The organism is Microbacterium sp. CCNWLW134, from assembly GCF_037083565.1.
Classification (GTDB): Bacteria; Actinomycetota; Actinomycetes; order Actinomycetales; family Microbacteriaceae; genus Microbacterium.
The window spans coordinates 87,028-110,595 of the sequence record NZ_JBAOJU010000003.1 but is presented as its reverse complement, the minus strand read 5'-3'; the positions used below and the strand labels follow the sequence as shown (position 1 = coordinate 110,595).

22 protein-coding genes are annotated in these 23,568 nt (G+C 71.8%); 11 read left to right on the top strand and 11 right to left on the bottom strand.

All coding sequences use genetic code 11. From position 1 onward, the window contains the following. Nucleotides 1-74 precede the first annotated feature (74 nt). From V6S02_RS16790 to V6S02_RS16760, 7 genes are read left to right on the top strand one after another with little or no spacing between them, the layout of a single operon-like run. Entirely contained in the window at nt 75-848 is a 774-nt protein-coding gene (locus V6S02_RS16790) for an FHA domain-containing protein (protein WP_124291793.1), read from the top strand. Beyond that, a complete protein-coding gene (locus tag V6S02_RS16785; RefSeq protein ID WP_336401781.1) occupies nt 845-1,930 on the top strand; it encodes a DUF6177 family protein in 1,086 nt (361 codons plus the stop codon). The genes V6S02_RS16790 and V6S02_RS16785 overlap by 4 nt, the downstream gene beginning before the upstream one ends. Further along, on the top strand, nt 1,923-2,201 hold the full coding sequence (locus V6S02_RS16780; RefSeq protein WP_248239718.1) for a hypothetical protein: 279 nt from the start codon (nt 1,923-1,925) through the stop codon (nt 2,199-2,201). The genes V6S02_RS16785 and V6S02_RS16780 overlap by 8 nt, the downstream gene beginning before the upstream one ends. Then, nucleotides 2,198-3,517, top strand: a complete 1,320-nt coding sequence (locus tag V6S02_RS16775) for an EsaB/YukD family protein (RefSeq protein ID WP_336401780.1) — start codon at nt 2,198-2,200, stop codon at nt 3,515-3,517. The genes V6S02_RS16780 and V6S02_RS16775 overlap by 4 nt, the downstream gene beginning before the upstream one ends. Then, entirely contained in the window at nt 3,514-4,275 is a 762-nt protein-coding gene (locus V6S02_RS16770; RefSeq protein WP_336401779.1) for a hypothetical protein, read from the top strand. The genes V6S02_RS16775 and V6S02_RS16770 overlap by 4 nt, the downstream gene beginning before the upstream one ends. Continuing rightward, nucleotides 4,272-8,312, top strand: coding sequence for a type VII secretion protein EccCa (eccCa, locus tag V6S02_RS16765; protein ID WP_336401778.1), 4,041 nt, complete (start codon nt 4,272-4,274; stop codon nt 8,310-8,312). Before V6S02_RS16770 ends, eccCa begins: the two co-directional genes overlap by 4 nt. Continuing rightward, nucleotides 8,302-8,670, top strand: coding sequence for a hypothetical protein (locus V6S02_RS16760; protein WP_336401777.1), 369 nt, complete (start codon nt 8,302-8,304; stop codon nt 8,668-8,670). Before eccCa ends, V6S02_RS16760 begins: the two co-directional genes overlap by 11 nt. Here the strand turns inward: V6S02_RS16760 and V6S02_RS16755 are convergent. The 5 genes from V6S02_RS16755 to V6S02_RS16735 all read right to left on the bottom strand — a co-directional run bounded on the left by V6S02_RS16755 (nt 8,667) and on the right by V6S02_RS16735 (nt 12,227). Further along, a complete protein-coding gene (locus V6S02_RS16755; protein WP_336401776.1) occupies nt 8,667-9,428 on the bottom strand; it encodes a hypothetical protein in 762 nt (253 codons plus the stop codon). The genes V6S02_RS16760 and V6S02_RS16755 overlap by 4 nt on opposite strands. Nucleotides 9,429-9,637: 209 nt before the next feature. Further along, complete coding sequence (gene menC / locus V6S02_RS16750; RefSeq protein WP_336401775.1) at nt 9,638-10,771, bottom strand: o-succinylbenzoate synthase; 1,134 nt, start codon at nt 10,769-10,771, stop codon at nt 9,638-9,640. Nucleotides 10,772-10,792: 21 nt separating this feature from the next. Then, nucleotides 10,793-10,948, bottom strand: a complete 156-nt coding sequence (locus V6S02_RS16745) for a hypothetical protein (protein WP_336401774.1) — start codon at nt 10,946-10,948, stop codon at nt 10,793-10,795. 76 nt (nt 10,949-11,024) lie between these two features. Next, a complete protein-coding gene (locus V6S02_RS16740; protein ID WP_336401773.1) occupies nt 11,025-11,744 on the bottom strand; it encodes a GNAT family N-acetyltransferase in 720 nt (239 codons plus the stop codon). A gap of 9 nt (nt 11,745-11,753) precedes the next feature. After that, on the bottom strand, nt 11,754-12,227 hold the full coding sequence (locus V6S02_RS16735) for a DUF3237 domain-containing protein (RefSeq protein ID WP_336401772.1): 474 nt from the start codon (nt 12,225-12,227) through the stop codon (nt 11,754-11,756). A gap of 106 nt (nt 12,228-12,333) precedes the next feature. Between V6S02_RS16735 and V6S02_RS16730 the strand changes: the two genes are divergently transcribed. From V6S02_RS16730 to V6S02_RS16715, 4 genes are all read left to right on the top strand, one after another. After that, entirely contained in the window at nt 12,334-13,794 is a 1,461-nt protein-coding gene (locus tag V6S02_RS16730; protein WP_276310440.1) for an MFS transporter, read from the top strand. A gap of 120 nt (nt 13,795-13,914) precedes the next feature. Then, on the top strand, nt 13,915-15,513 hold the full coding sequence (locus tag V6S02_RS16725; RefSeq protein ID WP_336401771.1) for a peptide MFS transporter: 1,599 nt from the start codon (nt 13,915-13,917) through the stop codon (nt 15,511-15,513). A gap of 3 nt (nt 15,514-15,516) precedes the next feature. Continuing rightward, nucleotides 15,517-16,299 (top strand): SDR family NAD(P)-dependent oxidoreductase, encoded by a 783-nt coding sequence (locus V6S02_RS16720; RefSeq protein ID WP_336401770.1) that lies wholly within the window; start codon nt 15,517-15,519, stop codon nt 16,297-16,299. A 12-nt stretch (nt 16,300-16,311) separates the two neighbouring features. Further along, entirely contained in the window at nt 16,312-17,442 is a 1,131-nt protein-coding gene (locus tag V6S02_RS16715; RefSeq protein ID WP_336401769.1) for an AAA family ATPase, read from the top strand. Between the two features lie 16 nt (nt 17,443-17,458). On the opposite strand, the gene V6S02_RS16710 is transcribed toward V6S02_RS16715, so the two are convergent. The 6 genes from V6S02_RS16710 to V6S02_RS16685 are packed head-to-tail and all read right to left on the bottom strand — an operon-like array spanning nt 17,459 to nt 23,502. Continuing rightward, the gene (locus V6S02_RS16710) at nt 17,459-17,863 is read right to left on the bottom strand and encodes a hypothetical protein (RefSeq protein WP_336401768.1); all 405 of its coding nucleotides are present in this window, start codon (nt 17,861-17,863) and stop codon (nt 17,459-17,461) included. A gap of 36 nt (nt 17,864-17,899) precedes the next feature. Continuing rightward, on the bottom strand, nt 17,900-18,427 hold the full coding sequence (locus V6S02_RS16705) for a hypothetical protein (protein ID WP_141936624.1): 528 nt from the start codon (nt 18,425-18,427) through the stop codon (nt 17,900-17,902). A 40-nt stretch (nt 18,428-18,467) separates the two neighbouring features. After that, nucleotides 18,468-19,175, bottom strand: coding sequence for a hypothetical protein (locus V6S02_RS16700; protein WP_336401767.1), 708 nt, complete (start codon nt 19,173-19,175; stop codon nt 18,468-18,470). Continuing rightward, nucleotides 19,172-20,371, bottom strand: coding sequence for a cysteine desulfurase-like protein (locus tag V6S02_RS16695; RefSeq protein WP_336401766.1), 1,200 nt, complete (start codon nt 20,369-20,371; stop codon nt 19,172-19,174). Before V6S02_RS16695 ends, V6S02_RS16700 begins: the two co-directional genes overlap by 4 nt. A gap of 14 nt (nt 20,372-20,385) precedes the next feature. Beyond that, entirely contained in the window at nt 20,386-21,978 is a 1,593-nt protein-coding gene (locus V6S02_RS16690; protein WP_336401765.1) for a GMC oxidoreductase, read from the bottom strand. A 27-nt stretch (nt 21,979-22,005) separates the two neighbouring features. Next, nucleotides 22,006-23,502: an MDR family MFS transporter gene (locus tag V6S02_RS16685; protein WP_336401764.1), complete on the bottom strand. Its 1,497-nt coding sequence runs from the start codon at nt 23,500-23,502 to the stop codon at nt 22,006-22,008. Nucleotides 23,503-23,568 lie beyond the last annotated feature (66 nt).

Sequence of the window (23,568 nt, the reverse complement as noted above, 5' to 3'; positions counted from 1 at the left end):
CCGGACAGGGAGCGCCAGGCAAGCCCCGACTAGGATCGGAGGGTTCGCCGGAACGGGAAGAACGCAAGAACAGGATGACCACACAGGATTCGCTGCGCTTGGCCGACGTCGACCCCCTCGTGCTCACCGCCCGCGCTCGCGCCGGCCAGCTCGCCGGGGCGATCTTCATCGACCTCGCCGCTCCCCTGGTGGCCGCGATCGGCGGCATCCTCGCCCTCGTCACGGGGGCCCCTGCCCTCGGCACCGCGCTTCTCGTCATCAGCGCGATCCTCGTCGCCGTCACCGCCTGGCAGTTCGCTCGCAGCGGCCGCGCCCTCGGCGGCCTGGCCGTCGGGCTGCGCACCGTCAAAGCACCCACGGGCGCGGCCGCAGGCCGCTCGTTCCTGCCGGCGCTGCTGCGCGGACAGCTCGAGACCTTCGACCTCCGTCGCGGCCGCGACCCCTTCGCGCCCGCTCTGGCTCCCGTCACCTTCCCCCAGGCGCCGGCACCGACGCCCCGGCCCCGATCCGCCGCGCGCGGGGGTGTGCCGCTCGTGCGCCTCGACTCCGGCGAGCGACTGTCGCTCGAATCAGCGCTCATCCTCGGACGCACACCCACCGCTCCCGCCGATGCGCCCGCCGAAGCGTTCCAATGGCCCGACCTCTCGCGCTCGCTGTCGAAGTCGCACGCCCGCCTGGAGTGGGACGGCGCACGCCTGTGGGTCACCGACCTCGGTTCCACCAACGGCACCTTCATCCGCACGGCCGGCAACCGGCATCCGCTGATCGCCCACCAGCGCACCCCGCTCCCGCTCCCCGCCGAGATCGACCTCGGCGACCGGAGCCTCTCGGTGACGGAGGCGCGATGACGCTGACGATCGACCATCCCCTCGCCGACGCGACCGGCGAGGGCTGGGTGCTCACCGAGATCCACAGCGAGGTGCTGAGCCTCTCGCAGGGGCTCAGCGACCTCCTCGGACGCACCGCCACCGAAGGCCGCAGGCCGCTCCTGGTCTCGGGCGAGCACACCCGGATGACCGAGCCCCTGGCCGAAGCACTGTCGTCGACGCAGGGGCACTGGATCATCCGCACCCGCACCGACGGCTTCTACGACGCCCGCTCCGGCGCCCGCCTCGACAGCCCCGACGCCGCCCTCTCCCTGGGCGGCCCCCTCGACCCTGCCCGCGTGCACCCGGCCTTCCTCCGCGCCACGATCCGAAGCCGCCTGCAGCTCGTCGTCTCGGTGTCCACGCGCCACCGGGTGAGCAGGCCCGTACGCCTCGGCGGCGTCCTCGACGCCGTGTCGGAGGTCGTCACCCAGGCGCCGCCCACGCACTGGGGCGCCCTCGAACCCCTGCTCGCAGCGTGGGACCGCGACGATCTCACCGAGCGCACCCGTCGGCGCATGCCGAACGACAGCCGCTGGATCGCCGTCTCCGCTTCTTCCCGACCCCTCGTCGGCACGCTGCACATCAGCCGCACCGGTCAGGGTCTGGAGGAGACGACGCGGGTCGTCGCAGACGTCGCCGGAGCGGATGACGCGGCATCGGCCGATCTCGCCGGGCTCGCCCGCCGGTCGCTCGCGGCCGCGGCGACGGTCGGCATGCCGCTCATCGGCGTGGTGCTCGGCTCGATCGGCTCGCCCGACCTGGCCCGCCGCGCCACCGCCTCGCCCGCACCCGAACCCCTGGCGCTGCTCGTCGGCCCTCCGGGGGTCCGCGCCCTCGGCGTCGACGCCGCCGGATGGACCGCCGAGGTCGGCGGCACCACGGTCGGCAGCCCGCGCCTCCCCGGCGCCCTGATCCCCCTCGGCTCGATCGACGGCGGCGGATGGCAGCGCCTGGACGAGGTCGTCGCCCCGCTCGACCGCGAACGCCTGTGGCGCCTCCTGGGACTCTCACCGGCCGTCGCCCGCCTGTTCTTCGAACGCGGAGGTACCCCCGATGCCTGATCAGAAGGACGCCGTGCTCATCGAGCAGGCGAAGATCCAGCGGATGCGACTGGGCTCGGCCCTCCTCTACGGACACATCGACGAACGCCGCACCGTCAACGACCACATGAAACGACTGATCGGCTCGATCATCGTCGCGGCGATCGCCTGCGCCGTGTGCGCGGGAATCTCGTTCGTCAGCCAGCTCCTGGCCGATCAGGCCGCCGCGCGGGAGCAGGCGAATGCGACCCCGGCCGGAATCGTCCTGCCCTACGCACCGGAGGCCTCGTGAGCATCTACACCCGCGTCACCGTCGCCGGCGCCCACGCCCGCGCCGAGGTCGTCGTCCCGAGCGACGAGTCTCTCGGCTCGGCCCTTCCGCGTCTGCTCGACCTCCTCGGCGAGACCGAGGGCACCGTCGCGCGGCCGCTCACCCTCGTCACCCCCGACGGCGAGCAGCTCGACATCGCCCGCACCCCGACGCAGCTCGACCTGCTCGACGGCACCCTGCTGCGCCTGGAGCGGCTCGAAGCCGCCCCGCCCTCACCGGTCGTGATCGACGTCACCGACGCCGCGGCCGACGCCCACGACGACCGACCCGACCGCTGGGACGCGCGGGCCCGCGCCCTCGCGGCCGGCATCGGCATCGCCTCGGCCGTCGGCGGCGGCGCGCTGCTGCTCCCCCTCCCCGGAGAGGCAGCTGTGGTGACCCAGATCGCCGCGTTCGCCGTCCTCCTCGCCGCCTCGGCCGGGCTCGGGCTCGGCGGGATCCGTCGGGTGTCGGCCGCCGTCGGGGCAGCGGCGGCAGGAATCGCGGCCGTGCTGGCCATCGCCGCCGCCACCCTCACCTCCGATCTGCTCCTGGGTGCCGCGGTCGGACTCGCCACCGCGTCCACCACCGTCCTCGTCGCGATCGGCGTCGCCCGCCGGTCGCCCGGAGCCCTCGCCGGCGGCGCACTCGGCGCGGTGCTCGGCACGCTCCTGCTCGTCCTTCTCGTCGCGGGCGTCACCGACCCCGCCGCCGCCGCGATCACCGCGGTGGTGGCCGCCTTCGTCACGGGGCCCCTGCCCTGGATCGCCCTGTCGGCCGCTGGGCTCACCACCCTCGACACCCAGGCCGCCGCCGGCGACCGCATCGGCCGCGACCGGGCGTTCTCGGCCATCGACGACGCCTACGCCGCCCTCACCTGGAGCGTGCTCGCGGTCGCAGCCGCCCTCGCCATCACCGGGGTGGCACTCGTCCTCGCCGATGCGCTCTGGCCGGGGCTGGTCGCCCTCGCCATCGCGGCCGTCGCCGCGCTTCGCTTCCGCGCCTTCCCGCTCCGCGCGCAGGGCTGGGCGCTCTGGGCGGCTGTCGGCGCGATCGGGCTCACCGCGTTCCTCACGCAGCTCGCACCCCTCGGCTGGATCGCCCCCGCCGCCGGTGTCGCCGTCGCCGCCGTCATCGCCACCGCGAGCATCGTCTCGCCCAAGCCCGCCGCTCGCGCGCGCCTGCGCGGGCTCGGCAACATCCTCGAGACCCTCGCCGTCGTCTCACTCCTGCCCCTGCTCCTGGGCGCCCTTGGCATCTACGACGAACTCCTCGGCATGTTCGGCGGCGGCTCATGAGTCAGGGTCTCGCCTCGATTCCCCGCATCGTCTTCGGCAGCGCCACCGCCGCGCAGACCGTGCTGGCGACCCAGGATGCCGCGATCCGCGCGCCGTTGTCCACGACACGTCGCATCGGGATCCTCTCGCTCGCGCCGCACGCGTCCGTCACCCCCCTCGCCCTGCAGGTCACCCGCGCGATCACCGCGCGTCGCCCCGAGTCGGTGCTGACCGTCGACGTCACCCCCGACGGTGACCTGGCCCGGGCGCTCGAAGTCGCCGAGACGGCACCGAACGAGACGCGCGCGGGGGCGCGGACGACCGCCGAGGCACTGACCGGGCTCGAGGATCGCCGCGGCATCGTGGGCCTCCGCCCGCCCGCCACCGGCGACCCGGTGGGTGCGTGGCTGGCTGAAGCGGCACCGATCACCCGGTTCTTCGATGTCGCCGTCACCGATTTCGGCGCCCACCACCCCCTTGCCGACCTCGGTTCCTGCGCCGCGCTCAGCGATGTCGTGTGCCTCGTCGCCGACGCGTCCCGCGCCGCCGCCGAGAACGCGCGTGCGGTCGTTCCCGCGATCCAGGCGCTGCCCGAACGACCCGCCGTGGTTCTGGCCCTCACCGAAACCGACCCCGACTCCTCGGCGGTGGCGCGTGCGATCGCGGCGACCTCGTCGCATCCGGTCGTCTTCATCCCGCGCGCTCCGCGGGCCGCACGGCGCGCCGTCCTGAGCCTCGCCGCAGCCCTTGTCGCCGGCGGACGGGAGGTCACGGCATGACCCTCCGCGTCATCCACCGCCCCGCGCGCCTCACCACCCCGGTCGAGCCGCCGGCCGAGATCATGCTCGCCCCGCCACCGCCCCTCGGCGAAGGGGCTTCGGGCTTTCCCATCCAGTCGCTCCTGCCGGTCGTGGGCAGCCTGTCGTCGATCACGATGATCGTGCTGCTGCGCAACAACCCGATCATGGTCGTCGTCGGCGCGGTCATCCTCGTCGTGGCCCTCGTCGGCGGCGTCGGCATGGCCTTCAGCTCGCGCGGCAACGCCGCGCGCCAGCGCCGACTCCAGCGCGAGCGCTATCTCGACTACCTCGAACGCACCCGCGGCGAGGTGCGCGAGCTCGCCGACGTCCACCGCGAGGCCTCCCTCGCCCTCCACCCGGCCCCCTCGACCCTGGTCGAAGTCGCGCTCAATCCCGCGCGACGCTGGGAGCGCCGGCCGGGCGACGCCGACTTCCTCCGCGTGAGGATCGGCACCGCCGACCTGCGCGCCGTCGATGTCTCGCTGCCGCCGGAGCAGAATCCGGTGCAGCCGTTCGACCCGGTGATGCGCGAATCGGCCGAGCGGATGGTGCGCCTCGCCGGTCTGTCGCAGGGGATGCCGGCAGAGGTCGACCTCGAGCGGGGCGGCCAGGTCTCGATCGTCGGAGACCGCGAGACGGCCCTCCAGGTCTGCCGCGGGATCGCCGCGCAGATCGCCGCGCTCCACTCGCCCGACGACGTTCACCTCGCCGCCGTCCTCCCCGCGCGCGTGCGCGACGAGTGGCGTGGATTCGACCTGCTGCCACACGTCGCCGCGAGCGACATCCCCGCCGGCGCCCTCGCCGCACGGCGCATCGCACCGTCGCTGCCGGAGCTCCTCACCCTCCTCCGTGACGAGCTTCGCGACCGCGCCGCCGCCACCGCCGCGGCCCGCCGCGCCGGGCGACGCACCAAGCCGGGTCGTCTCGTCATCTTCATCGACGAGGACGGAGGCTCCGCGACCGCGCTCCCCCGCATCGACGCCGCGTTCGACCTGGCCGACCTCGGTGTGACCGTCGTCCACATCGTCGACGACCGGCTGAAGGAGCCGTCGACGGTCTCCACGCGCATCACCCTCGCAGGAGGGACCGCCACGGTGGAGACGCCGGGAAGCGGCGACCCCGCCGTCACCGATATCCAGCCCGACCCCGTCGACATCGCTCTGCTCGAGGTGATCGGGCGCCCGCTCGCGGGCCTCCGCCTCACCCGCACGAGCTCCACCGACAGCGGCACCGTCCTCGCCCCCGATGTCACCGAGCTGCTCGGGGTCGCCGACGTCGACACGATCGACGTCGCCTCGGCCTGGCGCCCCCGGAGCGCCGGAGACTTCCTGCGCGTGCCGATCGGCATCGACGACCGCGGCGCCCCGGTCCTGCTCGATCTGAAGGAATCGGCGCAGCTCGGCATGGGCCCCCACGGCATCTGCATCGGCGCGACAGGGTCGGGAAAGAGCGAGCTGCTGCGCACGCTCATCCTCGGGCTCGCCCTGACCCACGCGCCCGACGATCTGTCGATGATCCTCGTGGACTACAAGGGCGGCGCGGCGTTCGCGCCGTTCGCCCCGCTTCCCCACGTCGCCGGCATCATCGACAACCTCGCCGACGATCCGCAGCTGACCGAGCGCGCCCGGGCGAGCATCCAGGGTGAGGTGGTGCGCCGCCAGCGCCTGCTGAAAGAGGCCGGCAACGCGGCATCCATCGGCCACTACCGCCAGCTGCGCCGGGAACGCGACGATCTGCCGCCGCTGCCGCATCTCTTCCTCGTCATCGACGAGTTCGGCGAGCTCCTCACCGCCGAGCCCGACTTCGTCGAGCTGCTCCTCACGATTGGGCGCATCGGTCGATCGATCGGCGTGCACCTGCTGCTCTCGAGCCAGCGCATCGAGGCGGGGCGCCTGCGGGGCCTGGACACCTATCTGTCGTACCGCATCGGCCTGCGCACCTTCAGCGAGGCCGAATCGGCCGTCGTGCTCGACAGCCCCGACGCGTTCCACCTGCCCGCCATCCCCGGGTTCGGCTATCTGAAGGTCGACACCTCGGTGTACACGCGATTCCGCGCGGGCTACGTCTCGGGTCCGGTGCCGGAGCGGATCGAACGCGGCCCCGAGCGTGAGGTCGCGCCGCCGGTGCTGCCCCTCCCGCCCTACGACCTCCGCGCCCTGGACCCCGACCCCGGCGACACCGCCGGGCTCGACAGCTCGCAACCCGAGGTTCCGGTCACCGGGCGCACCCTCGTGCAGGCCGCGACCGAACGCGTCGCCCGCGGGGTCGCCCGCACCCGCCCGGTGTGGCTTCCCCCGCTCCCGCCGGTGCTCACCCTCGGCGGCGTGCTTCCCAGCAGCGAAGGCGAAGCCGTCGCCGGCACCCTGAGGGCACCCATCGGTCTGCTCGATGACCCGAGCCGGCAGCGGCAGGAGCCGTGGCTGCTGGATCTCACTCGCTCGGGCGGTCACGTCTCGATCATGGGCGCCCCGCAGTCGGGGCGCTCGACGTTCCTGCGAACCCTCGCGACCGCGCTCGCCTTCACCCATTCCCCGCGCGAGGTGAGCGTCTACGGCATGGACCTCACCGGCGGCGGGCTCGCGCGGATCGAGCCCTTCCCCCACGTCGGCGGCGTCGCGACCCGGGGACACCGGGAGCGCCTCGGGCGGCTGCTCGAAGAGCTCACCGACATGCTCGCCGTCCGGGAACGGGTGTTCCGCGAGCAGAACCTCGACTCCCTCGCCGACATGCGCCGCCAGCACGCCGCGGGGCGGCTGCCCGAGCTGCCGAGTGCCGACGTGGTTCTGCTCGTCGATGGCCTCGGAGCCGTCCGCACCGAGTTCGAAGACCTCGAGGCACCCATCGCGCAGCTTCTCGAGAGAGGGGGCAGTTTCGGGATCCACGTCGTGGTGACCCTGTCCCGCTGGAACGAACTGCGGATGAACCTGCAGAACCTCGTCGGCACCCGACTGGAGCTGAAGCTCAACGACCCGGCCGACTCGCAGATCGCACGCAAGCTCTCCACCACCCTCCGGGCCGACGAGCCGGGCCGGGTGCTCACCGACGAGAAGCTCTTCGCCCAGATCGCGCTGCCGCTTCTCGAGGAGGCCGAAGGCGACGACATCGGCGCCGCCCTCGAACGCATCGCCCGCGAGAGCGCCGCGCGCTGGGAGGGCCCCGAGGCCGCGCCGATCCGGCTGCTTCCCGAGGTGCTCGAGCCCGCCGAGCTTCCCGACGCCTTCGACGAGCCCGATGCGATCCCGTTCGGCATCCGCCAGGACACCATGCAGCCGGTCGCCCTCGACCTCGCCACCGGCGACCCGCACCTTCTCGTCTTCGGCGACAGCCGCTGCGGCAAGACCACGACCCTCCGGGGCATCGTCCAGGGCGCGATCGACCGGTACTCGCCCGAGGAGCTCGTCGTCGGTCTGCTCGACGCGCGCGGTGAGCTCGCCGCGGACGTACCCGACGCCTACCTCGGCGGGCACGCCACCTCCGGCCGTCAGGGACGCCAGCTGGCGGAGTCGATCGCGACCGAGCTCGAGAAGCGCGCGATCGACCGGTCGGCACCGGGCCCGCGCATCCTGGTCGTCGCGGACGACTTCGACATCCTCGCCGCCGGCGGCACCGAACCTCTCCGCCCGCTTCTGCCCTACCTCGCGTCGGCGCGTGACCTGCGCCTGAACGTCGTGGTCAGCCGGCCGGTCGCCGGAGCCTCGCGCGCGATGTTCGACCTGGCGCTGCAGGGCATCCGCGACACGGGCGGAACGGCCCTGATCATGTCGGGCGATCGGGCGGAGGGGCAGTTGCTCCCCAAGCTCTACGCCGAGCCGATGATCGCCGGGCGGGGACGCCTCGCCCGCCGGGGCGAGCGGCCGACACTGGTGCAGGTGGCCCGATTCGATGCCGGTGCGGCCACGCAGGCGCAGCCGGCTCCGACCGAGACACCGGTTCCGGCGGGGTCCTCCGCGCCGGCGGAGAACGATCCCGGCGAGCCGGGTCCGCGACGCCGACGGAGGATGTCCGATGCCTCGTAGCAGCGTGGTGCTCACCCCCGAGCCGGTGGATGCGGCCGCGATCGGCCGGGCCGCGGCATCCGTCCACGACCGGGTGGCCGGCGTCGACGGCGCCCCTTTCGAACTGCGCCCCCTCGATGACGGCGCCGTCCTGCAGGTCGTCGTCGACGGCGTCGTGGTGCTGTCGGTGCTCAGACCGCGCCTCGTACCCGAGAGCCGCGAGCGCGAGCGCGTGCTGCCGGGCGTGACGGCGCCCGAGACCACGCGCTGGTGGACCGAGGCGTACACCCCCTGGCATGCCGGGGGCGCGCTGGGCGTGGCGATCCTCGACGCCCTGGACGGGGTCGCCATCCACGGCGGGGTGGGGCGCGAGGACTAGGGAGAGCCGGCGAATCCGCACCAGCTCGACACCCAGGTGAGGATGTCGCCACGCAGCGCGTCACCGACGAAGAGCTCGATCTCACCGGGGTCGCCCGCGAGGGTGAGCCGGACGTCGAAGATCGTGCCGCGCTTGTCCTCCTGCACCGCGTGGGGATCGCAGCGCGAGGGGACGATCGGGATGTCGACGACGATCGGAGCGATATCGTCGGCCGCCACCGTCACATCGAGCGGGAACACGCCGTCCACCGTCTCGGGGCCGAAGTCGAGCAGGTTCGTCGCCTGAACCGCGACGAGCGTCGCGTCGCCGCCGGCCGGGGTCACCGTCAGCTCGAGGCTCGCGGGCTCCCCAGCCGGAGCGGGGGTGAAGCCGGTGAACGCCAGCGTCGCCGCCTCGGCGAGCGCGGCCGCGCGGCACTCGCGCTCGTGCAGCGGCGCGAGGAAGCCCAGGGGGTCGGCGGCGATCACCCGCGCGGTTCCCGCCGCGCCCTCGACACTGAATCCGAGCGCGACAGTCGGTTCGAGGGGCCCGGCGTCGTCGCGTGCGCCCGCGACCTCGGGGAGCTGCACACGGATGTCGACCTCGCCGCCGGCGGGAACGCGGCTCGTGCGCCCGGGCAGCACGCGGGTGGCCGGGGTGGCGAACCGGGGATCGTCGACAGCGACATCGCCGATCTCGAGGTCGACGTCGCTGCCGTTGACGACGTGCACCTGCGCCTGACGCACGGCGACGTCGGCGCGAAGCTGGACGATCTCCACGCTGACGCCCGTGGGCAGGGCGGTCGCGCTGTCGGACGCAGGCTCACGCGCTTCGCCGCCGCTCCCGCTCCCGCCCCCGCAGCCGGTCAGGAGGAGCGCGACGGCGAGGGCGACCGAACTCCTGCAGAATCGGCGAGCGCGCCCCCTCCGCTCGGCGTGTCGATGCGGTAGACCGCTGATCTGCAGGAGTTGGGGACGCCGCATCAGCACTACCGCCGAATCTCCACCCGCTCCGCGGTGACCTCGTCGAGGAAAGCGCGGTCGATCTCGACCCCGAGCCCCGGTCCGGTCGGCACCCGCACATGCCCGTCGTCGAGGACCGCGGGCTCAGTCACGATGTCACGGTCGTAGAACCGGCTCGCCGCCGACACGTCCCCGGGCAGGGTGAATCCGGGCAGAGCGGCGAGCGCCGCGTTGGCGGCCCGGCCGATGCCGGTCTCGAGCATGCCGCCGCACCAGACGGGCACCCCGGCGGCCACGCACAGGTCGTGGATGCGCACCGCCTCAAGGTACCCGCCGACCCGGCCCGCCTTGATGTTGATCACCGCCGCCGCCGCCAGCGCGAGCGCGTCGCCGGCTGCCTTGGCCGAGACGATCGACTCGTCCAGACAGATCGGCGTGCGCACGTGCTCGGCCAGCACGGCGTGGTCGACGAGGTCGTCCTCCTGCAGCGGCTGCTCGATCAGCAGCAGGTCGAAGGCGTCGAGGGCGGCCACGGTGTCGATGTCGGCGAGCGTGTACGCGGAGTTCGCGTCGACCTGCAGCGGCACCTCGCCGAACGCGTCGCGCACGGCGGCGGTGTCAGCGACATCCCGACCCGGCTTGATCTTGATCTTGATCCGCACGTACCCCTCGGCGAGGTAGGCGCCGACCGCGTCGACGAGCGCCGCGGGGTCGCGCTGCAGCCCCACCGAGACGCCGGAGGGCACCCGGTCGACCGCGGCTCCCAGGAACGCGCCCAGCGAGCGCGTCTCGGCCCGGAGGGCCGCGTCGAGGACGGCGAGTTCGAGACCGGCTTTGGCCATGCGGTGTCCGACGATGGGCGCGAGGAGGCCCGGAACCTCGTGCGGGGCGACCCGCCCTCGCTCGAGGAGGGCCGGCACGAGGAAGCGCGTCGCGACGTCCCACGCGCCCTGGGTGTACTCGCTGGAATACAGCGGCGCCGCCCCCGTGACGATCTCGCCCCACCCGTCGCCGTCCGCGGTGAGGGCACGCACGATGATCACCTCGCGCACCGTCTCGGTGCCGAACGAGGTCGTGAAAGGGGCCACCAGCGGCAGGTGCACCACGCGCAGCTCGAACCCCTCGAGGGAGACGGATGCCGCGGGCTGAGCGATGGGCATGCGCTCAGCGTACGCCCGGTCTCAGGCGGCGCGCGGGGCGATGAGCGGACGGAAGGTCGAACGCGCACGACGCGGGCGAAGGCGCCGCGCCATGCGGGCGGTGAGGCGGCGACCCGCGCCGTCTGCGGTGGGCGGGAACGGTGCGGTGGTCGGAAACAGTGCGGTGCGCAGATTCATGTCGGACTCCCCTGTCTGGTGACGCCCCCAGCGTCACCAGAAGAGAGTCACCACGCGGCCTGCTGATACGCGAACATCAGGGCTTGACCAGCAGGTAACCGCGTGGAGCGTCGAATCCGCCGATCACGAGGCCGTCCGCGAGGTGCGTGAGAAGCGCCGCGCGCACGTGCCGCCGCCAGGCGGCCGCCTCGGCCGGGGTGTCGCGCCGGATCGCGGCGATGTCGGGGGGCACCGGGACCTCGGCGACCACCCGGTCGTCGGCAGGCGTCGGCACGGGCGGCGCTGCGAGCGCCCACGACACCAGGATCCGGTCGGTCTCATCGCCCCGGTTGACTCCGTCGTCCATCGCGCCGTAATGGTTCACCAGGTATTCCGTCACCCGCGTTCCGAGCACCTGAAGGTTGAAGTGGGCGTTGCGCGCGACGAGGGGGTCGAAGGTCCAGGTGATGTGCCCGACGTCGCGTGCGAGCGCCCACTCGCGCTGATGCTGCTTCAGGATCCGCCCGAGGCCCTGACTCTGATGGCCGGGCAGGACGCCGGTGATGTGCGAGTGCATCGAGCGGGCGGCGGGCGCAGCGAAGAAGGCGACGGACGCGCCGACCATGTGCTCGTCGGCGTAGAGGCCCATGGCGTAGTTGCCGGTGTGGGCGAGCGCGCGCAGGAGGTTCGGCGGCATGCCCGACCGGTCACCGCCCCACACGTCGGAGAGCACCGCCGAGGCGGTGTGGACGGCCTCCACCGTGTCGAGCGGGCGAAGGGCGATTCCGGGCGGAGTGGGAACGGATGCCTCGGCCATGGCCTCACCCTACTCGCGCGGTTCTTCTCCCCGTCGATGGGTGATCCAGTACTCCAGCGACACCCCGGCGACGGCCTCGCCGTCGAAGATGACCGCGAGGCTGCCGACGAGGACGGCGTCGTTCAGCCACGCCCACGGCGAGCCGACCGGCGCCTCGATCTGCAGCGCCGTGATGCCCTCGGGTCCGCCTGGACCCGGGGTGAGCACACCCTCGTTCCGCACCGACAGCACCGTGCCGTCGGTGAGGCGCAGCAGGTAACGCGCCGAGACCGTCTCGGTGCCGTCGGGGCGGCGAAGGTTCCAATCCGCGCCGAGCGGCAGCACCTCGCCGAAGAGGACGGGGCCCGACACGGTGCCGGCGCCGATGGGGATGATGCGCCGCTCGCCGCCCACCACAGCACCGGCGACGATGGAGGCCTCGATCGGCACGCGCAGCCGGGCGAGGAGGCGCAGCTCGAGGGGCGGGTTCATCGAATCGAGCATGGCACCTCGCCCGGCGCACGCCAATCCTTCGTCTGGAATGTTCGTTCAGCGCACGACTGTTCACAAAGCGAGCGCCGGTGATGTCGAGCGGGAGTAGGCTGGCTCGGTGCGCGATCGAGCTGAGGACACCCGGAAGAGCCTCAGCCGAAAGCCTCGACAGGGTGCGATCGTCGCCGTGCTCGCGGTCGCTGGGCTGGCGTCATCCTTCATGTTCACCCTCGTGGTGCCCATCCAATCGAAGCTCCCCGAGCTCTTGGACGCCAGCCGCGAAGACACCGCCTGGGTGGTGACCGCGACCCTCCTCGCCGCCGCGATCAGCACCCCCGTGGCGGGGCGCCTGGGGGACATGTACGGCAAGCGCCGCATCGTGCTGGTGCTCCTCACCCTGCTCGTCATCGGTTCGGTCATCGCCGCGCTCTCTCCCGGGATCGTCGGGGTGATCGTCGGGCGCGCCCTGCAGGGGGCGGTGACCGGCGTCGTCCCGCTCGGGATCTCGATCCTCCGCGACGTGCTCCACGAGAACCGCGTCGACACCGCCATCGCGCTCATCAGCGCCACCCTCGGCGTCGGCGGCGCGCTCGGCCTCCCGATCAGCGCCCTCATCACCGAGCGCAGCGACTGGCATGTGCTGTTCTGGATGTCGGCCGGTCTCGGCGTCATCGTGTTCATCCTCGTGCTGTGGATCGTGCCGGTGAGCACGCTGCGCACCGCCGGTCGCTTCGACTACGTCGGCGCGGCGGGCATGTCGATCGGACTCCTGGGCGTGCTGCTGGCGATCTCCCGCGGCAACGAGTGGGGCTGGGGTTCCCCCGCCGTTCTCGCGCTCGGGCTCGGAGGGCTCGCCATCCTGGTGGCGTGGGGCTGGTACGAGCTGCGGATCAGCGAACCGCTCCTGGACCTCCGGGTCGCCGCGCGCCGCCCGGTGCTGCTGACCAACATCGCCTCGATCGCGATGGGCTTCTCGCTGTTCGCCTCGAACGTGGTCTACCCGCAGATGCTCGAGCTTCCCGTCGCCACCGGCGGCTTCGGCCTGTCGCTCATCGCCGCGAGCCTCGTGGTCATGCCGGCGGGCTTGATGATGATGCTCCTCTCCCCGTTCTCAGGCCGCTTGGCCCGCATCTTCGGCCCGCGCCTGCTGCTCATCCTCGGCGCGTTCGCCCTCATCGTCGCCTACGGCTACACGCTGCTGTTCTCCCGCGAGGTGTGGGAGATCCTCGTCGCGAACATCCTCATCGGGGTCGGGATCGGCTTCGGGTACGCCGCGATGCCGATGCTCATCATGCGCTCGGTGCCGCAGTCCGAGACGGGCGCCTCGAACGGCCTCAACGCCCTCTTCCGCTCGCTCGGCACGAGCACCGCCGCCGCCGTCATCGGCGTCGTGCTCGCCACCTACGTCACGCCCTTCCAGGGCGTCGACGTGCCGACGGGCACCGCCTTCCAGGTCTCGTTCATCCTCGGCGGCGCCGCCGCGATCATCGCGCTCGTCGTCGCCCTCTTCATCCCCCGTCGCCACGACGCCCGCGAACGCCACCCGGCGCTCCCCGAACACGAGCGCGTCACCCGCTGAGGCGAGTACGATCCGCCGGGGCGCGGACGTTTCACCCTCGGATGTACGCGGCTCGGCCGGGTTTCCTCGCGCCGGCGAAATGGCCTGCGCGGCCGCGCCCCGCGGGCGTATCGTCATCGCATGGACAGCGACGACCGCGACCGGGCACCGGAGCAGGTGCCGGTCGGACCTCCGACGGGCGCCACAGCGGCCGCCGACCCCGACGCCCGCACCCGGGCGGGTCAGCGCGCCACCGAAGACAGCGGCACCGACGCCGCAGCCACCTTCGGGCGGGGCGAGGGTGACCACGACACCCGGTTCTTCGGCCAGCCGTGGGCGCTCGCCCACGTGTTCGGCGTGGAGATGTGGGAGCGGTTCAGCTTCTACGGCATGCAGGGCATCCTGCTCATCTACCTGTACTACTCCACGACGCAGGGCGGCCTCGGCCTGCCCGAGACCGTCGCGGCGGGCATCGTCGGCGCCTACGGCGGATCGGTCTACCTCTCCACGATCCTCGGCGCCTGGATCGCCGACCGCATCCTCGGCTCGGAGCGGGTGCTGTTCTACAGCGCCATCGTCATCATGGCGGGCCACATCGCCCTGGCCCTTCTCCCGGGGTTCCTCGGAGTCACCGTCGGCCTCATCCTCGTCGCGCTCGGCTCGGGCGGGCTGAAAGCGAACGCCACCTCGGTGGTGGGCACCCTGTACACCGCCGATGACCCGCGCCGCGACGCCGGGTTCTCGCTGTTCTACCTCGGCATCAATCTCGGCGCCTTCTTCGGTCCGCTCCTCACCGGTCTGCTCCAGACCACGATGGGGTTCCACTGGGGCTTCGGCCTGGCCGCGGTCGGCATGGCGCTGGGGCTCATCCAATACTCCTTCGGCCGCAAGCAGCTCCCACCCGAGGCGAGCATCGTGCCGAACCCGCTCCCGCGCCACCGGTACGGCCTCTTCCTCGGCATCGGCGCCGCCGGGCTCGGCCTGATCGTCGCGATGGTCCTCCTCGGCGTCATCACTGTCGACAACCTCTCGCTGGTCGTCATCGTGGTGACCCTCGCCGCGACGATCGCCTACTTCTTCGTCATCCTCTCCAGCCGCCGCATCACCTCGACCGAGCGCTCACGCGTCTGGGGATTCCTGCCGCTGTTCATCACCAGCGTCGCGTTCTGGTCGCTCTACCAGCAGCAGTTCACCGTGGTGACGATCTACTCCGACCAGAAGCTGAACCGCGACATCTTCGGCTGGACGATGCCGGTGTCATGGGTGCAGTCGATCAACCCGATCTTCATCATCATCCTCTCGGGCGTCTTCGCGACCCTGTGGCTCAAGCTCGGCACCCGCCAGCCGTCGACACCGGTGAAGTTCGCGATCGGCACGATGATCATGGGGGTCGCCTTCCTGCTCTTCCTGCCGTTCGCCGGCGGCGGGCCGAACTCCACTCCGCTCCTCGCGCTCGTGGGCATCCTGTTCGTCTTCACCGTCGCCGAGCTGCTGGTCTCCCCCGTCGGCCTGTCGGTGACCACCAAGCTCGCCCCCGAGATGTTCCACACCCAGATGGTGGCGCTGTTCTTCCTCTCGGTCGCGCTCGGCACCTCCATCTCGGGCTGGCTCGCCCAGTTCTTCGACGTGGACAACGAAGGTCCGTACTTCGCCATCCTCGGCGGGCTGGCGATCATCGTGGGCGTCGGGCTGCTGGTGTCGGTCAAGCCCGTGCTGGCGCTGATGAAGGGCGTGAAGTAGCGGATGACGCCGAGCGGGCGTCATCCGGACCTCGCCGGCCAGGTGGTGGTCGTGACCGGCGCCGCGGGCGGGCAGGGCGCAGCTGAGGCGCTGCTTCTCGCGAGCGCGGGAGCGCGGGTGATCGCGACGGATGTCGCCGACACCGCTCCGGCACTCGACGGATCGGGGGCGACCTACCGGACGCTCGACGTCGCCGACGAGAGCGCCTGGGGTGCGCTCGCGGCCGAGCTCGCCGACGGCCCACCCGTGCGGGGCCTCGTCAACAACGCCGGCATCACCCATCGCGCGCGTCTCGGCGAGGTGGCCCGCGCCGACTGGGACCGCGTGCTCGCGGTGAACGTGACCGGGGCGATGCTCGGCATCCAGGCGCTCGCGCCTCTCATGGTGCGCGGATCGTCGATCGTGAACGTCGGCTCGATCGCGGCCGTGAGTGGGCACTACCCCGTCGCCTACACGACGTCGAAGTGGGCCCTTCGCGGCCTCACGCATGCCGCGGCGACCGAGCTCGGGCCGCGTGGGATCCGCGTCAACGCCGTGCATCCGGGGTTCATCGAGACGCCGATGACGGCGAGCGCGCCCGCCGCGATGCGCGAGGCGCAGCTCGCTCTCACGCCGCTCGAACGCACCGGTGAGGCCGAGGAGGTCGCCGAGATGGTGGCGTTCCTGCTGTCGGATGCCGCGGCCTACGTCACAGGCGCGGAGATCCCGGTCGACGGCGGGTTCGCGTCATCCGCGGGGGCAAAGGTGCTCTCCGACCGGCTGAGGGGCGGTGTCGGGCACTCCTGACAGGATGGCGGGGTGCTCACCACCCTCGCCGTCGCCGGGTACCGGTCGCTGCGCGACCTGGTGCTGCCGCTCGACGCGCTGACGGTGATCACCGGCCCGAACGGGTCGGGTAAGTCCAACCTCTACCGGGGGATGCGCCTCCTCGCGCAGTCCGCCACGGGGTCGCTCATCGCGGCGATCGCCCGGGAAGGGGGGCTTCCCTCTCTGCTGTGGGCAGGCCCCGAGTTCGGCGGAACCCAGGGCACCGTGAGGCGCGAACCGGTCGCCGTGAAGCTGGGGTACGCCTCGGATGAGCTCGGCTTCCTCGTCGACCTCGGCATTCCGCAGGCCGATCCGCAGAACCTCTTCAGCCGCGACCCCGAGATCAAGCGCGAGCAGGTGTTCGCAGGGCCGGTCGCCAAGCCCGCCGCGCTGCTCATCGACCGCAAGGGTGCGGCGACGCGCGTGCGCGAGGATTCCTGGACGACCCTGGCTCAACCGCTCGCACCGTGGGAGAGCATCGTCACCGACCTCGCCGACGGCGACACGGGGCCCGAGCTCCTGACGCTCCGGCGCACCCTCGCCGGCTGGCGGTTCTACGATCACTTCCGCGTCGACGCCGACGCCCCCGCCCGAGCGCCGCAGATCGGCACGCGCTCGCACACCTTGGCGCACGGCGGCGAGAACCTCGCGGCGGTCTGGGCGACCATCCGCGATGCCGGCTTCGGTGCGGAACTCGATGGCGCCGTCGCCCGCGCCTTCCCGGGCGCCCGGGTGCAGATCGACGCGGCGGACGGTCGATTCACCCTGGCGATGCGGCAGCCGGGACTCCTCCGTGCCCTCGCGGCCGGCGAGCTCTCGGACGGCACGCTGCGATATCTGCTGCTGTGCGCGGCACTCCTCCCCGCCCGCCCGGCGCCCCTCCTCGTGCTGAACGAGCCGGAGGCGAGCCTGCACCCCGACCTGCTCGATCCCCTCGCCGAACTCATCGCCGCGGCATCCGCTCAGTCCCAGGTGATCGTCGTCACCCACGCCGAACGTCTGGCCGGAGCGCTCGAGCGATCGGGTGCGCTCACCTATCGACTGGAGAGCGGGACCGGCGGCACGCAGGTCGCGGGGCAGGGAGTGCTCGACCGGCCGGCTTGGAACTGGGGCTCGCGATAGTGCCCGCTGCCGCCGGTCAGAGGGTGAGCGTCTCCATCTCGATGTCGTCGAAGCCCATCGCGATGAAGAACGACAGCACCGCCAGCACGACGCAGACCGGCGTCATCGTGAACCGCTCCGGTCTCGAGCGCGACAGCGCGTTCATCACGATGCCGAGCGCGAAGTAGCCGAAGACGACCCACATGCCCACCTCCGACACGACGCGCGGAAAGAGGCCGATCGCACCGACCGGGCTCCAGGCGATGAGGACGATCACCGCATAGATCAGGATCGACACCACGCTCCCGACACGCAGCCGGGTCGGCAGGACGCGGTGCTGCCCGCCCCAGGCGAAGTGGCCGAGCGGGGCGCCGGCGGCGAGGGCCAGCTGGAAGGCGCCGAGCAGGACGAGCAGGACGGTGAGAGCGACGGCGAAGGGCACGCCCTCACGCTAGCGGGGCACGCATGCTCACCCCGGTCAATGCACGACGACGACCTTCAGCAGCGCCATGACGGCGCCGAACGCGGCTGTCATCGCTGATCCGGCGAGACTGCGCGGCACCGAGGCGCCGCGTCGGCGGAACGCGATCCACCCGAGCGCGGCCAGCAGCACGGTGCCCGAGAGGAGAGCCGCCCAGATCGCGAGTTGGTCGTCCACCAGACGCGCCGTGCCGAGCAGGAGGATCGCGCAGGGGATCAGCGCGGAGACGAGCAACCCGTTGGACTGCCGCACCGCGCGGCGGAACGCGACCGACAGCGGGCGCGCATCGCGCCCGAAGCCGTGCCCGGCGACCGTGCCGGCGTAGACGTGAGCGCCCCAGAAGACGACGACGGTACTCACGACGACGACGAAGACGCTGAGACTCGTGGGATCCCCTGCGCCGCTCATCACGATCATCCCCGACACGAGGATCACGCCGTACACCGACTGCTCCGTCACGAAGCTCGAAGTCAGGGCGGCGAGGGGAGTGAGCTCCGGACGGGGATCCTCGGGAATGGATGCCATCGATTGCCTCCTCAGATCACGCGGGTCAGAACCCATCCGATCAGAACCAGGCGAACGGCACCAGGGCTGTCAGCACGGCGGCGACGGTGAAGATCGACATGCCGAATCCGATGAGGATCCACTGGATGCGACGGCGCTTGACCACCGCGGCGACACCGAGGAGGAACAGGGTGATCGCCATCAGCACGGTGTTCAGCTGCAGCCGGTCACCGAGGGTGTTGTACTCCTCCGCACTCTCGAAGAGCGCCGTGCTGCGGTCATCCTCTTCGGCCCAGGCACCGAAGCGGGCGGCGAAGTACTCCTCCGACTCGAACGGCCCGACGTAATCGCCGGTGGCGGTGGTCTCCTCGTCGGACCAGGTGATGGCCGCATCGAAGATCTCATCGACGAGCACGAACTGGAGGGTGTCGAACTTCGCACTCGCGGCGTCGGCGATCACGGGGTCGGGGTTGTCCATGTCGACCGACAGTTCGGTGAGCCGACCCCAGGTCTGGACGTCCTGCACGTAGGTCTGGTTCGCCTCGAGGTACAGCGACTCGGCCTCGGTCTGTGTGTTCTGCGCCTGCGAGTACGACGACGCGGTGAGACCGTCGTACAGCGTCGACTGGAACGAGGTGTAGGCGGTGGACACCGAGACGATGCCGAGAAGGATGACGACGAGCAGCTCCATGTCGCCGAAGAGGCCGGACAGGCGCGGCGGCTCGGCGGCCGAGGACGCGGGGGCAGGGGCAGGGGCAGGGGCGGTCATCGTGTCAGAAACTCCGAAAGTCCTTCGAGGAGGCGATCGACGTCGTCGTCGCTCGTGTACGCGGCGACCCCGATGCGCATGCCGGCTTCGACCGGGAGGCGGAGCGCCCGGAAGGTCTCCCAGGCATAGAAGCTCCCCGACGGGGCGAGGATGTCGCGCTCGGCGAGAAAGCTCGACGCCGCCGAAGCGACTCGGTCACCCAGGGTGACGTAGAGCGTCGGCGTGCGTCGGTGCGCGCGCGAGTGCACCTCGAGGCCGAGCTCGGTGACGCGGGTCTCGATGCGTTCGCGCAGCGCGTTCTCGTGCCGCTCGATCAGCTGGTGTGCCGCGACGAGGCGCTCGCGACGAGACGGGGCGGGCGGCGCGATCCCGGCGATCACGTCGACGGCGGCGGTGACGCCGGCAAGGGCCTCGTAGGGCAGGGTGCCCAGCTCGAAGCGCTCGGGCACCTGATCGGTCGAGGGGACGAGTTTGTCGGGGTGCAGGGTCTCCAGCAGCGCCGGGTCGGCGACGAGCACCGCACAGTGCGGACCGAAGAACTTGTACGGCGAGCACACGAAGAAATCCGCGCCGAGGGCGGTGACGTCGACCGAGGCGTGAGCGGCGTAGTGAACCCCGTCCACGTGGACGAGGGCCCCCACGGCGTGGGCGCGCGCCGCGATGCGAGCGACGGGCGGGATGGTGCCGAGGAGATTGGATGCCGCGGTGACCGCGACCAGCCGGGTGCGGTCGTTGACGATCTCGTCGAGACCTGAGAGGTCGAGCTCGGCCGTCGCCGGATCCAGCGGCAGCCACCGCACGCTCACGCCGCGTGCCTCGGCCGCCTGCACCCAGGGGCGGACGTTGGCGTCGTGGTCGAGCTCGGACACGACGATCTCGTCACCCTCCGCCCACGAGGCGGCGAGGGTCCGGGAGAGGTCGTAGGTGAGCTGCGTGGCGCTCCGTCCGTAGACCACACCGCGCGGGTCGGCGGCCAGCAGATCGGCCGCCGCCAGACGGAACGCGGCGACCGCGTCATCCGCATTCCGTTCGCTGCGCACCGACGAGCCGCGATTGGACAGGGGCGCGGTCAGCGTGCGCGCGATCGCCTCGGCGACCGCGAGGGGCGTCTGGGTGCCGCCGGGGCCGTCGAAGTGCGCGATGCCGGAGGCGAGGGAGGGGAACTGCGCACGGAACCCCTCGATGTCGAAGCTCATGGAGCCACTATGGCTCAGCGGGCCGAGGTCACCTCCGCGGCGCGCAGCTGCTCGAGCGCCTTGCGCGCGCCGCGCACGGCGATCGCGGTGCTCATCAAAGTCGGGTTGACGGTGTTCGCCGTCGGGATCAGCCCGTTGCCACCCACCACGAGGTTGTCGAACCCCCAGACACGCGACCAGGGATCGGCGACCGACGTGCCGTCATCGGACTCGCCCATCCGCATCGTCCCCATGTAGTGCAGGCTCGATCCGGCCGGAAGCAGCCGCGGTTCGGCGACGAAGTGTCCCAGTGCGTTCCCGGCGCGACGAAGGCGTTCGGTCGCCGCGGCGATCTCGCGCTCCTCGTCGTCGGTGAGGGCGTACTCGATGGTCATGTTCGGAAACCCGCGCCAGTCGAGCTCATCGTCGACGAAGCGCACTCCGTCGTCGACGCGCGGGCGCTTGCGCAGTCCGTAGCCCATGTTCACGTAGCCCCACTCGTTCTCGGCGTAGGGGGTGCCCGGCTCCATGAGGAAGGGCGTGGTCTCGGAGTACATCACCTGCAGCGAGAAGGGGTGATCGGGCTCGGAGAACGGGATGCGGTTGACCGCGGCAACGGGGTCGACGGGGTTGACCGCGCGGCGTGCCTTCTCTTCGGCGAGGTCGGACTCGTCGGCGAAGCGCCGCATCTTCTCGGCATCGAGGGCGACCGTGGAGATCACGACGGGATGCTCGGTGAGATACCGCCCGAGCGCCTGCGGACGGATGCCCGACGCCCACAGCAGCTGCGGCGAGCGGAACGCGTCGGCGGCGACGACGACGAGGTCGGCGTCGACCGTGGAGCGCTCCCCGGTGCGGAGATCCTCGATGGACACACCGGTGGCGCGCGTGCCGTCGTGCTCGATCCGGCGGACGAGGGTGAGGTCGCGCAGCTCGAAGCGGTCGGCGAGCGGATGACCCGGTTCGACGAGCGGGCCGAGGACGACGTCGGCTCCCGCCCACCGCATCGTGCCGTCGGGCTGCGGGTCGCCCGCAACCGGGAGGGTGCTCGGACCGAACCCGTCGGGCAGCTCGGCGCCGAACTCCTCGTCGAGGAGCGAGCGGATCGCCTCACCCACCCGCGAGTCGGCGAATGCGGCGCTCTGCACGTGCAGCAGGCGGCCGGCCTCGGTGATGAGCTCCTCCCACTCGACGTCGTCGATGAATCCGACCCGCTCGCTGAACTGCGGCGCCGGCGTCGCACACGTCCAGTGCGCTCCCTGACCGCCGACGTTCGTCGAGGCGGCCACGGCTCCGAAGGTCGGCGCATGTGCGGAGCCCGGACCGCCGAAGTCGAGCAGGTGCGTGCCCTGACGGGCGGTGAACATGCCCTCGACGACCACCGACTCGGGGATCCCGAGCTGCGAGCGGAAGTCACCGGCCTGCGGACCCTGCGACATCTCCCGCGCCCGCGCCTTGGCATCGGGATCGGCGATGTTGCGGACGCTCTGGCCGGGAGGGTCGGTGAGGGTGGGCCCTGCCTCGAACATGACGACGCGCGTGTCAGGGGCGCCCTCGAGGATGGTGCGCGCGTAGGCGCTGCCGATCGGGCCGCTGCCCACGATGGCGATGGTGCGGGTGTCGGACATGGTGACTCCTGGTTCGAGTGAGCGGGTTCAGGGTGTGGCGACGCGATCTGCGTCGACGGTGATGTCGGCAGGCGCCTCGTCGGAGAGCCTGCCGCCGGGAAGGAGGAGCGCGGCGATGATGCCGAGGGCGTAGACGACGGCGAGGGCGAGGAAGACGGGGGCCAGCACGTCGCGGTAGATCGCCGCGACTTCGGTCTGGACGGCGAGGGAGGATTCGCGCACGACCTGCGGCGTGAGCCCGTTCGGATCGATCATGGCGGGCAGGCGTGCGGCGACGCCGAAACCGACCACGCCGCCGATGACGGCGGTCGCCACCGTCGAGCCGACTTGACGGACGAGGTTGATCGTCGCGGTGATGCTGCCGGTCTCGCTGCGCGGCGTGGCCGACTGCACGACGGCGATCACGAGGCTCATGAAGCTGCCGGTGCCGAGACCGACCACCGCCATGACCACCATCGGCACCCAGAGGGGGAGCCCGACCGGCAGCAGCGACATGATGAACAGTCCGACGGCGCCCAGGGTCGTGCCGATGATCGGGTAGGGCCGGTAGCGTCCCGTGCGGCTGGCGAGCCACCCGGTGCCGAGGTTGGCCACCAGCATCCCGAACACCGTGGCGATCGGAACGAGCCCCGACACGGTCGCGGTGGTGCCGTAGGCCATCTGGAAGTACGTCGGAAGGTAGGCCGTCACCGAGAACAGGCCGATCCCGATGATCCCCGACAGGGCGATCCCCGCTGCGACCGTGCGGTTGCGGAACGCGCGCAGTAGTACGAACGGCTCGGCGACCCGGGCCTCCACGACGAAGAACGCGGTGAAGCCCACCCCGGCGATCGCGAAGGCGATGAGCACCGGAACGGATGCCGCGGGGTCGCCGATCCAGCTCACGGCGAGCACCAGGGCGACCATCGCCACGGTGAAGAGCACTGCGCCCGGGACGTCGAAGCTGCGCCTCCCCGACGGTTCGACGTGCGGCACCGCGACGAGGGCCAGCGCCAGGGCGAGAAGGCCGACGGGCACATTGACCCAGAACACCCACGGCCATCCCCAGAAGTCGGTGATGAGACCACCGAAGAGGGGACCGAGCACGATGGCCACCGGAAACGCGGCGCCGATGATCGCGAGGTACCGAGGCCTCTCGCGGGGGGTGGTGACGTAGGCGACGATCGTCTGCGACATCAGCTGCAGCCCGGCCGAGCTCGCGCCCTGCAGTACGCGCGCGATGACGAGCTGGGTCATGTCCTGGGCGAAGCCGCACGCGAGCGACGCGACGATGAAGACGACGAGTGACGTCAGGAAGACCGCCCGCGGCCCCAGGATGTCGCCGAGCTTGCCGAGGACGGGGAGGAGCACGGTCGCGGCGAGGGTGTAGCCGACGACCACCCAGCTCATGTGCTCCAGAGCACCCAGGTCGCCGGCGACCGTGGCGAGCGAGGTCGCGACGACCGTGTGATCGAGGGCGCCGAGGAAGGCGGCGGTCAGGAGGGAGAAGACGAGCAGGCGGAGCCTGGCGCGGGAGAGCGGCATATTCGATGTGCCCGATCGATCGGGCCGTCGACGCGACTCGGTGTGCCCCGTCCGATCCATCACGGC